Consider the following 14,892-nt stretch of genomic DNA (forward strand, 5'->3'; position numbering starts at 1 on the left):
CCTGCCCCCCGCAGAAGTGTCACTGACGGGGACCGCGCCGGCCGCCGGTCAGGCGCCCGCACGGTCCCCGGCCGCGCGCTACTTCGCGCCGGCCTCGCCGTCGGTCTTGCCGTCCTTGGGCTCGTCGTCGCCCGCGGGCTCGTCCTTCTTGCCCAGGTCCAGCTTCGGCGCCTCGTCCTCGCCCTTGCCGAGGTCCGTCTTCGGGGCCTCGGTGAGGGAGGACGCGTCGTCCGGGACGGCCGGCGTGTCGGTCGCCACCTCGTCGAAGCCGTGGACGATGCGGTTGTACTCCGCGTCCTCCAGTACGGCGCCGATGGCGTTCTTCGCGTAGATCGCGTGGACGCCGGGAGCCACCTCAAGGGTGACCGTGTCGTCGGCGATCTCCTTCACCGTGGCGTACATGCCGCCGATGGTGCGGACGCCCGTGCCGGGCGTCATCTGGTCGCGCATCTGCGCGGCCTGCTGCTGCTTCTTCTTCGCGGAGCGGGTCATCAGGAACATCGCCGCGATGATCGCGATGAACGGGAGGAGTGTCACGAGATTCACGGGACGGAAATCCTTCGCACGACCGCACGCGGACGGCGGCCTTTTCTACGGGGGTGGGCACGCCGACCCGAAGGGTCGGCATCGGCGGAGTCTAGGCGAGTCCGCACCGATGGAACAACGCCCAGCATGGCACCGCAGTTCCTGAGGGGGCGAACCTCCGCGCCGTCAGGCCCCGAACAAGCCCTGTTGCCCCGTTGATCCGCCACCGCCGTGCTGCGGCGCGACAAGCCCCAGGTGAGCCCATGCCGCGGGGGTCGCGACCCGCCCCCTGGGGGTACGGGCGAGCAGGCCTTCGCGGACCAGGAAGGGTTCCGCGACCTCCTCCACGGTCTCCCGCTCCTCCCCCACCGCCACGGCGAGGGTGGACAGCCCGACGGGCCCGCCGCCGAAGAGCTTGAGGAGGGCCTCCAGAACGGCGCGATCCAGTCGGTCGAGCCCGCGGGCGTCCACCTCGTACACCTGGAGGGCGGTGGCGGCCACCTCGCGGTTGATCACACCGTCGGCCCGGACCTGGGCGTAGTCGCGCACCCGGCGCAGCAGCCGGTTGGCGATGCGCGGGGTGCCGCGGGAGCGCCCGGCGATCTCGGCGGCGCCGTCGGTGTCGATCTCCACGTCGAGGAGGCGGGCGGAGCGGTGCACGACGCGCTCCAGCTCCTCGGGCGCGTAGAACTCCATGTGGCCGGTGAAACCGAAGCGGTCCCGCAGCGGCGGGGGCAGCAGTCCGGCCCGGGTGGTGGCACCGACCAGGGTGAAGGGCGGCAGTTCCAGCGGGATCGCGGTGGCCCCGGGCCCCTTGCCGACGATCACGTCGACGCGGAAGTCCTCCATGGCCATGTAGAGCATCTCCTCGGCGGGCCGGGACATGCGGTGGATCTCGTCGAGGAAGAGGACCTCGCCCTCCTGGAGGGAGGAGAGGATGGCGGCGAGGTCGCCGGCGTGCTGGATGGCGGGGCCGGAGGTGATCCGGATGGGTGCCCCCATCTCCGCCGCGATGATCATGGAGAGGGTGGTCTTGCCGAGTCCGGGCGCACCGGACAACAGGACGTGGTCCGCGGTGGCCCCGCGCTGTCTGGCCGCCTTCAGGACCAGGTCCAGCTGCTGGCGGACCTTCTCCTGGCCGACGAACTCCCCGAGGTCCTTGGGGCGCAGGGCCGCCTCGACGGCGGTGTCCTCCCCGTCGGCGGCGGCCGCCACGATCCGGTCGTCGCTCTCGTCGTCCCAGTTCACGGTGTTCAGTCTGCCTTCTACGTCGTTGCGTTGGTCGGTCCGGGCCCCGCTGCGGCCACAGCAGTCCCGCGCGGCGGCATCCGCAGCAGCGGCGTCAGCGGGCGCGGTTCAGGGACTGCAGGGCGGCGCGCAGCAGCTGCGGGACGGGGGCCGAGCCGCCGGCGGCGATGGCCGCCTCTGCCTGCGGGGTCACCGCCACGACCGCCTCGTCCGCCTCCCGCGAGGCGTAGCCGAGGCCGATCAGGGCGGCGGAGAGCTGCTCGGTCCAGGGGGCGGGTCCCGACGCGACCGCGCGCTGAGCGCCGACCACCGGGGCCGGGGCGCCCAGCTTGCCCTTGAGCTCCAGCAGCAGCTTCTGCGCGCCCTTCGGCCCGATGCCCGGCACCGCCGTGAGTGCCTTCGCGTCACCGGCGGCGAAGGCGGCGCGCAGGGCGTCCGGGCTGTGCACGCCGAGCATCGCCTGCGCCACGCGCGGTCCGACACCGCTCGCGGTCTGGAGGAGCTCGAAGACCTGGCGCTCGTCGTCGTCGGCGAAGCCGTACAGGGTCAGCGAGTCCTCCCGTACGACCAGGGAGGTGGCCAGCCGGGCCTGCTCGCCCGTCCGCAGGCCGGCGATGGTGTTCGGCGTGCAGTGCACGGCCATGCCCACTCCCCCGACCTCGATCACGGCGAGGGTGGGGGTGAGCGCGGCGACCGCGCCGCTGACGAAGGCGATCATCGGGTACGGCCTTTCGAGGCGTGCTGGGCGACCGCCTGCTGGAGGCGGTTGTGGGCGGGGGCCCGCCAGATGTGGCAGATGGCGAGGGCGAGGGCGTCGGCGGCGTCCGCCGGCTTGGGCGGCTCGGCCAGCCGCAGCAGCCGGGTGACCATCGCACCGATCTGGGCCTTGTCGGCCCGGCCGCTGCCGGTGACGGCGGCCTTGACCTCGCTCGGTGTGTGCAGGGCGACCGGTATCCCGCGGCGGGCGGCGCACAGCATCGCGACGGCGCTCGCCTGGGCGGTGCCCATCACCGTGCTGACGTTGTGCTGGCTGAAGACCCGCTCCACGGCGACGACCTCGGGCCGGTGCGTGTCGAGCCATTCCTCGATGCCCCGCTCGACGGCGACGAGCCGGTCTCCCAGCTCCGCGTCCGCGGGCGTCCGTACGACCCCCACCCCGAGCATGGTGAGGGGACGGCCGGCCACGCCCTCGACGACGCCGACACCGCATCGCGTCAGCCCCGGGTCCACGCCCAGTACCCGCACCGCCCACCCCTCTCCACCGCACGACCGTGCCGCCTGCGCGGGCCCGACGGGCCGCGTAGCCGACGGTGATCGCCGACGCCGCCAGGCTATCCGCTGCCACTGACAACGACGGCGGGCCGGTGGGACGTGTCCCCACCGGCCCGCCGTCGACCGCTCAGTGCGCGGCAGCGTTACGCGTCGACCTTCTCCATGACCTCGTCCGAGACGTCGAAGTTGGCGAAGACGTTCTGGACGTCGTCGCTGTCCTCCAGCGCGTCGATCAGCTTGAAGATCTTGCGGGCGCCCTCTTCGTCGAGCTCGACCTGCATGGTCGGGACGAAGCTGGAGTCCGCCGAGTCGTAGTCGATGCCGGCTTCCTGGAGCGCGGTGCGGACCGCGACCAGGTCGGTGGCCTCGCTGATGATCTCGAAGGTGTCGCCGTTGTCGTTGACCTCTTCGGCACCGGCCTCCAGGACGGCGCCGAGGACGTCGTCCTCGGTCAGCTCGGCCTTGGGCAGGATGATGACGCCCTTGCGGTTGAACAGGTACGAGACCGAGCCCGGGTCGGCCATGGAGCCGCCGTTGCGGGTCATGGCGACGCGGACGTCGGAGGCGGCGCGGTTGCGGTTGTCGGTGAGGCACTCGATGAGCACCGCGACACCGTTGGGACCGTAGCCCTCGTACATGATCGTCTCGTAGTCGGCGCCGCCGGCCTCAAGGCCGCCGCCGCGCTTGACCGCGGAGTCGATGTTCTTGTTCGGGACCGACTGCTTCTTGGCCTTCTGGACCGCGTCGAAGAGCGTCGGGTTGCCGTCGATGTCGGGACCGCCCATGCGGGCCGCGACCTCGATGTTCTTGATCAGCTTCGCGAAGAGCTTGCCGCGCTTGGCATCGATCACGGCCTTCTTGTGCTTCGTCGTAGCCCATTTAGAGTGGCCGGACATCCGCCTGTCTCCTTCGCGTAACCAACAGTGTTCGCGTCCGATCCTACCGGGAGCTCGTCACAGCCCGGCGCGCACCATCTCGACGAAGTACGCGTGGACGCGGTCGTCGCCGGTCAGTTCGGGGTGGAACGAGGTCGCCAGGACGTTGCCCTGGCGCACGGCGACCGTGTGTCCGTCGTAGGTGGCGAGCACCTCGGCGGCGCCGCCGACGGACTCGACCCACGGGGCGCGGATGAAGACGCCCTCGACCGGGCCGCCCTCGATGCCGGTGAAGTCGATCTTCGCTTCGAAGGACTCGTTCTGGCGTCCGAAGGCGTTGCGGCGCACGATCATGTCGATGCCGCCCAGGGTCTCCTGGTCCTCACGGCCGTCGAGGAGCTTGTCCGCCAGCATGATCATGCCGGCGCAGGTGCCGTACACGGGCATGCCCGCCGCGACGCGCTCGCGCAGCGGCTCCAGCATGCCGAAGAGCACGGCGAGCTTCGACATCGTCGTGGACTCGCCGCCGGGGATCACCAGCGCGTCGACCTCGGCGAGCTCCTCGGGGCGCCGGACCGGCCTGGCCACGGCGTCCGCCGCGGCCAGGGCGATCAGGTGCTCCCGTACGTCGCCCTGGAGTGCCAGGACACCGATCACGGGGGTGTTCGTCATCTCGGTACTACCAGCCGCGGTTGGCGTAGCGCTCGGCCTCGGGGAGGGTGTCGCAGTTGATGCCGACCATGGCCTCGCCCAGGTTGCGGGAGGCGTCCGCGATGATCTTCGGGTCGTCGAAGAAGGTGGTGGCCTTCACGATGGCGGCGGCGCGCTTGGCCGGGTCGCCCGACTTGAAGATGCCGGAGCCGACGAAGACACCCTCGGCGCCGAGCTGGCGCATCAGGGCGGCGTCGGCCGGGGTGGCGACACCACCGGCGGAGAACAGCACCACGGGGAGCTTGCCGAGCTCGGCGACCTCCTTGACGAGCTCGTACGGGGCGCGCAGCTCCTTGGCGGCGGCGTACAGCTCGTTGTTGTCGAAGCCGCGCAGCTTGGCGATCTCGTTCTTGATCTGGCGCAGGTGGCGGACGGCCTCGACGACGTTGCCGGTGCCGGCCTCGCCCTTGGAGCGGATCATGGCCGCACCCTCGGCGATGCGGCGCAGGGCCTCGCCCAGGTTGGTGGCGCCACAGACGAAGGGGGTGGTGAACGCCCACTTGTCGGAGTGGTTGACCTCGTCGGCCGGGGTCAGGACCTCGGACTCGTCGATGTAGTCGACGCCGAGGGACTGCAGGACCTGGGCCTCGACGAAGTGACCGATGCGGGACTTGGCCATCACGGGGATGGACACGGCCTCGATGATCTCTTCGATCATGTTCGGGTCGGACATGCGCGCGACGCCGCCGTCCTTGCGGATGTCGGCCGGGACCCGCTCCAGGGCCATGACGGCCACGGCGCCGGCGTCCTCGGCGATCTTCGCCTGCTCGGCGTTGACCACGTCCATGATCACGCCGCCCTTGAGCTGCTCGGCCATGCCGCGCTTGACGCGCGAGGTGCCGATCGCCGACTCGGCGGACTGGGGGGAGGTGGGAAGCGTGCTCACGGATTGACCTCACTCGAAAGGAAGACGGGTACTGCTCCCGCCGAGGAAACCCCAGGGGATCAGTCCACTACAAGGGCCAATATGGAGCCAGTGGCTCTTTCATTTGTCCCTCGTGGCCCTAGAGGTGCCGCAGCGGCGCCTGGTGCCGTGGCCGCCGGGGTTCACCGGTCACACGGCAGTACAGCTAGGGTCTGTATCGAGTTGCCCCGCGGGGCAACTCGATACAGACCCTAGGTCGGCCGGTCCGCGAGGTCCGCCGGAGGCTCGTCGTCCATTTCGAAGGCCAGCGGGAACGGCGCGTGTCCGGCCAGTCTGAACCACCGGACCTTGCGGTGGCGGCGCAGCGCGCGGGCCGCCCGTACGGCGTCGTTGTGGAAGCGCCGGGCCATCGGCACCCGGCGGACGGCGGCCGCCAGTTCCTCGGTGGCCTGCGCCCCGCCGGGAGCGGCCTTCAGCACCTCGACCTGGTCCACGTCGGCGAAGACCGCCCGCAGCGCCTGGCTCAGCTCGCTCTCGGCGACCTCGCGGTGGTCCTCCTCAGCCTGCCGGGCGGCGTGCGCGGCCTCGTACAGCACGAGCGAGGAGGCGGGGTCGAGCGCCCCGGAGGTGGCCACCTCCAGCACCACCGAGGCCCGCCGGACGAGCTGCGCGTCGAGCGCGGCCCGCGCGGCGTCCATCCGCGAGTGCAGCCGGTCCAGCCGGCCGGCGGTCCAGCTGAGGTAGACGCCGATGACAGCCAGGGCCAGGGCGATCCAGACAAGGGTTTCGATCACGCTGCGCGACCCTACCGCTCCGGGGGCGCGCGGCTCCCACCGGCCCGGGCCGTGCAGACCCCGAGCGGCTGGTGCTGTGGCCGGAAAGGTTTGCCGGGCGCCGTGACCCGGTGAACCTTGCAACAAGCTCCGCGAGGCCGTCTGGACGGGCCCGGACCGGATTTCGGCTGACCACCGCGGGTGGCGCGGTCCACGCGGTGGCCGTGGCACCCGGCGGACGGCCGGACCGGACCGTCAGCGCCGGCCGGTAGACGGCCGGCCGTCGCCGTCGCGCCGGGGCGCTTCTCGGCGGGCGGCGCGACGCTGCCGCCGAGCGTCCCCTCCCGGACGGTGGCCCGCCCGGGGACCGGGGGGTCAGGAGGGCGTGGTGTCCTTCGGGAAGCCCAGGCGGGTGCGGAGCGGGACGCGTTCGTCGGCGGCGACGGCCGCCGCGCCGTCCGTGACCGTCTCGTAGACCGCCAGGATGTCCGCCCCGACCGTGGACCAGTCGAAGCGGCGCACGTGCGCCGAGCCGCTGGCGCTGAGCCGTGCCCGGCGGTCGGGGTCCCGCAGCAGGGCGATGGCGCCCGCCGCCAGGGCGTCCGCGTTCTCGTTGGCGAAGAGATCGCCGGCCCCGCCCTGGTCCAGGACCTGCGCGAAGGCGTCCAGGTCGGACGCCAGCACCGCGGCGCCCGCCGACAGGGCCTCGACCAGGATGATGCCGAAGCTCTCGCCGCCCGTGTTGGGGGCCACGTAGACGTCGACGCTGCGCAGCAGGCGCGCCTTGTCCTCGTCCGAGACCATGCCGAGGAACTCCACCCGTGAGCGGATCTCGGCGGGCAGCGTGGCCACCGCCTCCTCCTCGTCGCCGCGGCCCGCGACCAGCAGCCGTACGTCCGGGCAGGCCTCGACGATCTTCGGGAAGGCGGCCATGAGCACGGGCAGGCCCTTGCGCGGCTCGTCGATGCGGCCGATGAAGCCGAGCGTCTGACCGCTCCACTCCGCCTTGGGCTCGGCCTTGGCGAAGAAGTCCACGTCCACGCCGTTCGGGATCACGACCGCGTCCCCGCCCAGGTGCTCCACCAGCGTGCGCCGCGCGTACTCGCTCACCGCGATCCGCGCGCTGATCTTCTCCAGCGCGGGCTGCAGGATCGGGTACGCGGCGATCATGGCCCGGGAACGCGGGTTCGAGGTGTGGAAGGTGGCCACGATCGGCCCCTGCGCCGCCCAGCAGGACAGCAGTCCCAGCGAGGGCGAGGCCGGCTCGTGGATGTGGATCACGTCGAAGGTGCCGTCGTGCAGCCAGCGCCGGACCCGGGCCGCCGACAGGAATCCGAAGTTCAGCCGGGCCACGGACCCGTTGTACGGGACCGGGACGGCCCGCCCGGCGGAGACCACGTACGGGGGCAGCGGGGTCTCGTCGTCGGCCGGGGCCAGCACGGACACCTCGTGGCCGAGGCCGATCAGGTGCTCGGCGAGGTCCCGGATGTGGAACTGGACGCCGCCCGGCACGTCCCACGAGTACGGGCACACGATGCCGATCTTCACTGCGTGCGCTCCCCCAGGTCTTCCGGTTCTTCCAGGTCTTCCAGCCAGAGCCGCTGCAGCATGTGCCAGTCCTCCGGGTGCTCGGCGATGCCCCACGCGAAGGCGTCCGCCACCGCCTGGGTCATGGCGGTGGTCTTCTCGGTCCGGGTCCCGGCCTTGGGGACCTCCACCTCGGGGTGGATCCGGCCGTACATCTTCGGCGTCTCGCCGTAGTGCAGGGTCGCCGGGAGCAGCACCGCGCCCGTCTGCTGAGCGAGCAGCGCCGGCCCGGCCGGCATGCGCGCCTTCGCGCCGAAGAAGTCCACCTCGACCCCGGAGGCCGACAGGTCGCGGTCCGCCACCAGGCAGACCAGGCCGCCGGAGCGCAGCCGCCGGGCGAGCGTGCCGAAGGCGGCGCCGCCGCTGTGCGGCAGGACCTCCATGCCCAGGCTCTCCCGGTAGGCCACGAAGCGGTCGTAGAGGCTCTCGGGCTTGAGCCGCTCGGCGACCGTGGTGAACGGCACCCCGATGTGGCCGATGGCCCAGGCCCCGGCGAGGTCCCAGTTGGCGAGGTGCGGCAGGGCGACGACGACCCCGCGCCCGGAGGCGAGGGCCTCGCGCAGGATGTGCTCGTCCTTGAACTCGACGTCCGTGCCGAACCGCCGCGGTTCCATGGTCGGCAGCCGGAAGGACTCCATCCAGTACCGCATGTACGAGCGCATGCCGGCCTTGGACAGCTCGCGCAGCCGCTCGGGACCGGCGTCGGGCACCACCCGGGCCAGGTTCGACTCCAGCCGCAGCACGCTCTTGCCGCGGCGCTTCCACGCGAAGTCCGCGATGCGCCGGCCGAGGGCCACCGCGGCGGGCTCGGGCAGCTTCTTGACCCCGGCCCAGCCGAGCCCGTACAGCCCGTCGACCAGCTTGTCCTGTGCGGTACCCATCAGGCGGCGCCGCCCTCGGCGGATGCGGCGTCGGCCTCGGCGGACTCGCGCCGTACGGTGACCACGCGCTGGATCAGCGTGACGAGCGAGCCGACGGCGACCACCCACAGGGCGATCGGCAGCAGGACGCCGATCCAGGACGGCACCCCGAAGGTCTGCAGTCCGGACAGGCCGGCCGCGACCAGCGAGATCACCAGGCGCTCGGCGCGTTCGACGAGCCCGTTGACGGCCACCGGCAGCCCGATGGACTCGCCGCGCGCCTTGGTGTAAGACACCACCTGGCCGCTGGCCAGGCAGAAGATCGCGACCGCGCACAGCGCGTTGTCGTTGCCGGAGCCCGCGTACCAGAGGGCGAGGCCGCCGAAGATCGCCGCGTCGGCCACCCGGTCGAGGGTGGAGTCGAGGAAGGCGCCCCACCGGCTGGAGATCCCGGCCTGGCGGGCCATGTTCCCGTCGACGAGGTCGGAGAAGACGAAGAGGGTGATGGTGATGGTGCCCCAGAAGAACTCCCCGCGGGGGAAGAAGACCAGCGCGCCCGCCACCACTCCGGCCGTGCCGATCAGGGTGACCGCGTCCGGGCTCACCCCCCGCCGGAGCAGAAATGCGGCGAATGGCGTGAGAACACGCGTGAAGAATGCACGCGCGTACTTGTTCAGCATGGCCTTCCCGGAGGGTCGCTGGGCCGCACGGCCACCACGGCCACCGGCTGGCCCATCGTAGCCAGCGCGCCGCCGCCGGAACGCCGCGCACCCACCGGTTCTCGCCCGTAAGGCGTTCTCCATGCCGTGGACCGCCGCCCGTGCGGCACGGGCACGGTCCCGGCACGGGCCCCGGCACGTCCCCCCGTACGTCCCCGGTACGACGTATGGACGCGATGTGACAGCAGTGCAAAGCTCGTAGAACCGCGCATTCCTCATGCGCGGGGACAAGGAACCCACCCTCCTCACCGTCACCACCGGGAGGCACGAGCACCATGGGAGCCACATCACACCAAGCCGGGGCCGCCGGCAGGGCACTGACGGCCGACCGCCCCTCTTCCATACGGAACGTCGTGCTGGTCGGCCACAGCGGATCCGGCAAGACCACGCTGGTCGAAGCCCTCGCCCTGACCGCCGGAGCGGTCAACCGGGCCGGTCGGGTCGAGGACGGCGCCACCGTCTCCGACTACGACGAGATCGAACACCGCCGCCAACGCTCCATCCAGCTCTCCCTCGTCCCCGTCGAATGGGACGGGATCAAGATCAACATCCTGGACACCCCCGGATACGCCGACTTCGTCGGAGAACTCAGGGCCGGTCTGCGCGCGGCGGACGCGGCCCTCTTCGTCGTCTCGGCCTCGGACGGGATCGACGGCGCCACCCGCATGGTCTGGGACGAGTGCGAGGCCGTCGGAATGCCCCGCGCCATCGTCGTGACCCACCTGGAAGCCGCCCGCTCCGACTACACGCAGACGACCGCCGTCTGCGGCGAGATCTTCGGCGCCGACGACCCCGACGCGGTCATCCCCCTCTACCTCCCCCTGCACGGCCCCGCCGGCCCGGACGGGCACGCCCCCGTCACCGGCCTGCTCGGCCTGCTCTCGCAGCGCGTGTACGAGTACGCCTCCGGCCGGCGCGTGGAGCGCGACCCGGACCCGGCCGAGCTGGCCCTCATCACCGAGGCCCGCTCGCGCCTGATCGAGGGGATCATCGCCGAGAGCGAGGACGAGACCCTCATGGACCGCTACCTCGGCGGCGAGGACATCGACCTCAAGACCCTCGTCGACGACCTGGAGCGCGCCGTCGCCCGCGGCACCTTCCACCCCGTCCTGATGGCCGCGCCCGCCGCCGAGGGCGCCCGTCAGGGCCTGGGCACCGTGGAGCTCCTCGAACTGATCACCGGCGGCTTCCCGACGCCCCTGGAGCGCCCCGCCGTCACGGTCACCCGTCCCGACGGCTCCGCCCGCCCGGACGCCACCTGCGATCCCGCCGGGCCCCTGGTCGCCGAGGTGGTCAAGACCTCCTCCGACCCCTACGTCGGCCGCGTCTCCCTCGTACGCGTCTTCTCCGGCACCCTGAACCCGGAGGAGACCGTCCACGTCAGCGGGCACGGCCTCGCCGACCGCGGGCACGAGGACCACGATGTCGACGAGCGGATCGGCACCCTCACCGCCCCCTTCGGCAAACAGCAGCGCGTCCTCGGCCGGTGCATCGCCGGCGACCTGGCCTGCGTGGCCAAACTCAGCCGTGCGGAGACCGGCGACACCCTCTCCGCCAAGGACGACCCGCTCCTCATGGCGCCCTGGACGATGCCCGACCCCCTGCTCCCCCTCGCCATCGAGGCCCACAGCAAGGCCGACGAGGACAAGCTCTCGCAGGGTCTGGCACGGCTCGTCGCCGAGGACCCGACCATGCGGCTGGAGCAGAACCCGCACACCCGCCAGGTCGTCCTGTGGAGCCTCGGCGAGGCCCACCAGGATGTCGCCCTGGAGCGGCTGCGCACCCGCTACGGCGTCCAGGTCGATCCCGTCCCGCACAAGGTGAGCCTGCGCGAGACCTTCGGCGCCAAGGCGGCCGGCCGCGGCCGGCACGTCAAACAGTCCGGCGGCCACGGCCAGTTCGCCATCTGCGAGATCGAGGTGGAGCCCCTCCCGCCCGGCAGCGGCATCGAGTTCGTCGACAAGGTCGTGGGCGGCTCGGTGCCCCGCCAGTTCATCCCGTCCGTGGAGAAGGGCGTGCGCAGCCAGGCCGCCCGCGGGGTCGCGGCGGGCTACCCGCTGGTCGACGTACGCATCACCCTCCTCGACGGCAAGGCGCACTCGGTGGACTCCTCGGACGCCGCCTTCCAGACGGCCGGCGCCCTCGCCCTGCGCGAAGCCGCCGCCGAGGCCCGCATCGACCTGCTCGAACCGGTGGCCGAGCTCGACGTCCTGATCCCCGACGAGTACGTCGGGCCCGTCATGAGCGATCTCGCGGGCCGCCGCGGCCGAGTCGTCGGCACCGACCAGGCCGAATCCGGGCGTACCCGGGTCCGCGCCGAGATCCCCGAGATCGAGATCGGCCGCTACGCCGTCGAGCTGCGCTCCGTCTCGCACGGCACGGGCCGCTTCGCCCGCGCGTACGCCCGGCACGAGCCGATGCCGCCCCAGATCGCGGAGAAGGTGCGCGAACAGGCGGAGAAGGGAACGTAGTTGGGGGTAGGACCGGTGCCGCCCACCCAACCGGCTTGCGGTGGGCGGCATTTCCCTGTCCCATGACCGTGGGGCGAGATCCGCCGATAGGCTCGTCGGCGCACCAAAAGAGCAGAACGCACAGCGATGGGGGCAGCGGTGGCGGACGACGGATTCGACTTCAGGCCCGGCGCGCAGATTCCTCTGCAGAACGGCGGGGGGCAGACGGCGGCGACCAACGCCCTCGCCTCGGCCGCCTACCGTGACGGCGGCAAGGACAGCAAGCTCGACGCGATACTCGGGGCCAACAGCGAGAACCACCCGGCCACGGTGAAGCCACCGAAGCTCTCGCTCTTCGAGCCCAGCCTCGGCGAGGCCTTCTGCCGGGCCGTCGAGGCGCGCACGCTGGGGGCCGGCCGCAAGCCGCTCATCCAGTCCTTCGGCGCCGACCCGCAGACGGTCGTGGAGCACTGCCTGGCCGCGTCCCGGATCCGCAAGGAGCGCGACCGCAGGCTCCGGCTGATCATGCTGGTCTGCGGTGTGCTGTTCCTGCCGGGTCTGCTGCTGTGGCTGGGGCTCTTCCAGCTCCGCAAGTCCCTGGCCTCGAAGGAGGGCAAGCACTCCTGGCTGGGCACCGTGCTCCTGGTGGGCGTCGGCGTCGTGGTGGCCGTGCTGATGTTCAGGCTGCCGCTCACCGGTTTCCTCGGGCTCTACGCCCGCGGCATGGTCATCGCGCCCGCGCTGGGCTGGCTGCTCGCCCGCCGCACCTGCGAGTCGACCGCCCGTGACCTGCGCGAACGCTGGGACGGACTGCTGTCCGGCGGCGGGGTCGCCGCCAAGATCCCGGAGGCCGTGCCCGGCAACCCCGACGAGAAGGCCCGTGAGGACCTTCGCCACCAGCTGGCCAAGCTCACCGCGGAGGACCGCAGCAACCAGGTCTTCTACGCGGGCCCCAAGGGCATCCTCGGCATGGGCACCCGCTGGGGCAGCTGGCAGATGGCCGAGGAACTGGCCCCGAAGGACGAGGCCAAGGAGATCCACCCCTTCCGGGCCTGGGACGTCATCCGCGCGATCGACGCCCAGCTGCGCAGGCTGGAGCGCGGCCCGCTGCACACCGGGGGCTTCCCGCCCGCCGCGATCCAGCACTGGATCGTCACCCCGGTCGGCGAGGGTGCCGCCGAGGTGGCCCGCCCCACCGGTGAGAACGTCGACGCCTTCCTCGTCAAGCCGCACGAGGTCACCCGGATCTGCAACGAGCAGCAGTTCAATTCCGGGAACCGGCACTACCTGGGCATCCAGTACCCGCTCTGGGACGGCCAGCTGATCATCAACATGCTGGTCACCGTCACCGTGCTCTACAAGACGCTGCGCGTGGACGTCACCGCGCACGCGCTGGGTCCCGTACACGGCCTGTTCACCACCAAGCCCAAGGCTCCGGTGGTGGAGGTGCCCAAGAGCATCCGCTTCTGGGAGACCGTGGAGAAGCCGCTGGCGCTGGTGGACACCCAGGAGGTGGTGCGCCTCGCCGTACGGGCGCCGCTGACCTGGTACCCGCCGGTCCTCGACTTCTTCGGCGGCAAGCTGGTCCTGCCCGAGCCGTTCGGCCTGCGTCACGTGTGGGCGAGCTCGATGTGGCGCCACCGGTTCATGGCCGACGACGCCCTGCGCACGGTGGCCCCGGTCCTGAGGTCGATCCACACGGCGACCTTCAAGGTCCTGGAGGAGAACGGCGTGGACACCGAGCGCTTCACCAACCGCTCCTCGATCATGAGCGGCCTCATCCAGGAGCCGTCGCCGCGCAAGGCGGACGTGTACGACGCGTAGCGGTCACAGCACTAGTGCCGCGCCAGGCAACGTTTGCCTGTCAGGAGCGGCGTCCGGTGCGTGCTCTCGGCGTGCCGGCCGGGAGCGCTCGTACGGGACGTACGTGGCTTTCGGCCGGTGCGGCGGGAGTGCGTGCCGGACGCCGCGACGCCGCGGGGCAACTCGATACAGGCCCTAGGGTGGAAGGGCGGGGAGACGGCCCGAGGAGGCGACCGTGACCGAGCGCAAACCGCCTGGCGTGGACTTCGAGTCCTTCGTGGACCGGCAGATCAGGCAGGCCACCGCACGCGGCGACTTCGCGGAGCTGCCGGGCTTCGGCAAGCCGCTGGCCTCGCTCGACGCGCCCTACGACGACCTGTGGTGGGTCAAGGAGAAGATGCACCGCGAGGGCTTCGCCGTCCTGCCCCCCGCGCTCGCGCTGCGCAAGGAGGCCGAGGACGCCCTGGAGACGGCCCTCGCGGCACGGACCGAGCAGCGGGCCAGGACGGTCCTCACGGAGATCAACGAGAAGATCCGTGCGGCCCGGCGCATGCCGCCGCCGGGGCCGCCCCTGGGTCTGACCGAGTTCGACGTCGACGAGGTGCTCGGCACCTGGCGCGCGTCACACCCGGACAGCGACTGATCAGTCGACGGGCCAGGCGTCGGCGAGCATCTGGCGGGTGTCCGCCAGGAGTTGGGGCAGCACCTTGGTGTGCCCGACCACCGGCATGAAGTTCGTGTCCCCGCCCCAGCGAGGCACGATGTGCTGGTGCAGGTGCGCGGCGATGCCGGCGCCGGCCGCCGCGCCCTGGTTCATGCCGATGTTGAAGCCGTGCGCCCCCGAAGCCTTGCGGAGCGCCGCCATCGCGCGCTTCGTCAGGTCGGCCAGCTCGGCCGTCTCCGGGGCGTCGAGCTCGGTGTAGTCGGCGACGTGACGGTACGGGACGACCATCAGGTGGCCGCCGTTGTACGGGTAGAGGTTCAGCACGGCGTAGACGTGCCGGCCCCGCGCCACCACCAGGCCGTCCTGGTCCGACATCTCCGGAATCCCGCAGAAGGGACAGCCGTCCCCGGCCTCCGGGCCGGTCGGCTTGTTCTCCCCTTGGATGTAGGCCATCCGGTGGGGCGTCCACAGACGCTGGAACGCGTCCTGCGTGCCCACCCCGATCTGCTGCTCCGGCTCAGTCGTCATGCCATGCAGCAT

The 14,892-nt window shown here is 71.8% G+C and carries 15 protein-coding genes; 3 read left to right on the plus strand and 12 right to left on the minus strand.

The window, feature by feature from the left end; translation table 11 throughout:
• Window positions 1–78: 78 nt before the first annotated feature.
• The 11 genes from yajC to pgsA form a co-directional block, all read right to left on the minus strand.
• A complete protein-coding gene (yajC, locus tag ACFWFZ_RS15830; RefSeq protein WP_376500599.1) occupies window positions 79–546 on the minus strand; it encodes a preprotein translocase subunit YajC in 468 nt (155 codons plus the stop codon).
• Between the two features lie 165 nt (window positions 547–711).
• On the minus strand, window positions 712–1,773 hold the full coding sequence (ruvB, locus tag ACFWFZ_RS15835) for a Holliday junction branch migration DNA helicase RuvB (RefSeq protein WP_387122450.1): 1,062 nt from the start codon (window positions 1,771–1,773) through the stop codon (window positions 712–714).
• Between the two features lie 94 nt (window positions 1,774–1,867).
• A complete protein-coding gene (gene ruvA / locus ACFWFZ_RS15840; RefSeq protein ID WP_386183211.1) occupies window positions 1,868–2,491 on the minus strand; it encodes a Holliday junction branch migration protein RuvA in 624 nt (207 codons plus the stop codon).
• Window positions 2,488–3,018: a crossover junction endodeoxyribonuclease RuvC gene (gene ruvC, locus ACFWFZ_RS15845; RefSeq protein ID WP_387122453.1), complete on the minus strand. Its 531-nt coding sequence runs from the start codon at window positions 3,016–3,018 to the stop codon at window positions 2,488–2,490. Before ruvC ends, ruvA begins: the two co-directional genes overlap by 4 nt.
• Before the next feature lie 170 nt (window positions 3,019–3,188).
• On the minus strand, window positions 3,189–3,941 hold the full coding sequence (locus tag ACFWFZ_RS15850) for a YebC/PmpR family DNA-binding transcriptional regulator (protein ID WP_387122456.1): 753 nt from the start codon (window positions 3,939–3,941) through the stop codon (window positions 3,189–3,191).
• A gap of 57 nt (window positions 3,942–3,998) precedes the next feature.
• A complete protein-coding gene (pdxT, locus tag ACFWFZ_RS15855) occupies window positions 3,999–4,592 on the minus strand; it encodes a pyridoxal 5'-phosphate synthase glutaminase subunit PdxT (RefSeq protein ID WP_356813155.1) in 594 nt (197 codons plus the stop codon).
• A 7-nt stretch (window positions 4,593–4,599) separates the two neighbouring features.
• Window positions 4,600–5,517 carry a pyridoxal 5'-phosphate synthase lyase subunit PdxS gene (gene pdxS, locus ACFWFZ_RS15860; RefSeq protein WP_030656154.1) on the minus strand — a complete coding sequence of 306 codons (918 nt, stop codon included), beginning with the start codon at window positions 5,515–5,517 and terminating at the stop codon, window positions 4,600–4,602.
• 230 nt (window positions 5,518–5,747) lie between these two features.
• Window positions 5,748–6,290 (minus strand): hypothetical protein, encoded by a 543-nt coding sequence (locus ACFWFZ_RS15865; protein WP_387122459.1) that lies wholly within the window; start codon window positions 6,288–6,290, stop codon window positions 5,748–5,750.
• 354 nt (window positions 6,291–6,644) lie between these two features.
• Window positions 6,645–7,817: a glycosyltransferase family 4 protein gene (locus ACFWFZ_RS15870; protein ID WP_387122462.1), complete on the minus strand. Its 1,173-nt coding sequence runs from the start codon at window positions 7,815–7,817 to the stop codon at window positions 6,645–6,647.
• Window positions 7,814–8,737, minus strand: a complete 924-nt coding sequence (locus ACFWFZ_RS15875) for a phosphatidylinositol mannoside acyltransferase (protein ID WP_387122465.1) — start codon at window positions 8,735–8,737, stop codon at window positions 7,814–7,816. Before ACFWFZ_RS15875 ends, ACFWFZ_RS15870 begins: the two co-directional genes overlap by 4 nt.
• A complete protein-coding gene (gene pgsA, locus ACFWFZ_RS15880; RefSeq protein ID WP_387122467.1) occupies window positions 8,737–9,396 on the minus strand; it encodes a phosphatidylinositol phosphate synthase in 660 nt (219 codons plus the stop codon). The genes ACFWFZ_RS15875 and pgsA overlap by 1 nt, the downstream gene beginning before the upstream one ends.
• Window positions 9,397–9,710: 314 nt before the next feature.
• Between pgsA and ACFWFZ_RS15885 the strand changes: the two genes are divergently transcribed.
• From ACFWFZ_RS15885 to ACFWFZ_RS15895, 3 genes are all read left to right on the plus strand, one after another.
• Window positions 9,711–11,906: an elongation factor G-like protein EF-G2 gene (locus ACFWFZ_RS15885; RefSeq protein ID WP_387122470.1), complete on the plus strand. Its 2,196-nt coding sequence runs from the start codon at window positions 9,711–9,713 to the stop codon at window positions 11,904–11,906.
• 138 nt (window positions 11,907–12,044) lie between these two features.
• On the plus strand, window positions 12,045–13,709 hold the full coding sequence (locus tag ACFWFZ_RS15890; protein ID WP_387122473.1) for a hypothetical protein: 1,665 nt from the start codon (window positions 12,045–12,047) through the stop codon (window positions 13,707–13,709).
• Window positions 13,710–13,923: 214 nt separating this feature from the next.
• On the plus strand, window positions 13,924–14,331 hold the full coding sequence (locus tag ACFWFZ_RS15895; RefSeq protein WP_387122476.1) for a DUF1992 domain-containing protein: 408 nt from the start codon (window positions 13,924–13,926) through the stop codon (window positions 14,329–14,331).
• On the opposite strand, the gene ACFWFZ_RS15900 is transcribed toward ACFWFZ_RS15895, so the two are convergent.
• A complete protein-coding gene (locus tag ACFWFZ_RS15900) occupies window positions 14,332–14,892 on the minus strand; it encodes an HIT family protein (RefSeq protein ID WP_387122479.1) in 561 nt (186 codons plus the stop codon).

It is taken from the genome of Streptomyces sp. NPDC060232 (genome assembly GCF_042726555.1).
GTDB lineage: Bacteria > Actinomycetota > Actinomycetes > Streptomycetales > Streptomycetaceae > Streptomyces.

What these genes read in the sequence shown, in the direction of transcription:
- pdxT (WP_356813155.1), bottom strand. Translation starts at nt 4,592, where the DNA reads ATGACGAACACCCCCGTGATCGGTGTCCTGGCACTCCAGGGCGACGTA.
- ACFWFZ_RS15850 (WP_387122456.1), bottom strand. Translation starts at nt 3,941, where the DNA reads ATGTCCGGCCACTCTAAATGGGCTACGACGAAGCACAAGAAGGCCGTG.
- ACFWFZ_RS15875 (WP_387122465.1), bottom strand. Translation starts at nt 8,737, where the DNA reads ATGGGTACCGCACAGGACAAGCTGGTCGACGGGCTGTACGGGCTCGGC.
- ACFWFZ_RS15900 (WP_387122479.1), bottom strand. Translation starts at nt 14,892, where the DNA reads ATGCTGCATGGCATGACGACTGAGCCGGAGCAGCAGATCGGGGTGGGC.
- ruvA (WP_386183211.1), bottom strand. Translation starts at nt 2,491, where the DNA reads ATGATCGCCTTCGTCAGCGGCGCGGTCGCCGCGCTCACCCCCACCCTC.
- ACFWFZ_RS15885 (WP_387122470.1), top strand. Translation starts at nt 9,711, where the DNA reads ATGGGAGCCACATCACACCAAGCCGGGGCCGCCGGCAGGGCACTGACG.
- pgsA (WP_387122467.1), bottom strand. Translation starts at nt 9,396, where the DNA reads ATGCTGAACAAGTACGCGCGTGCATTCTTCACGCGTGTTCTCACGCCA.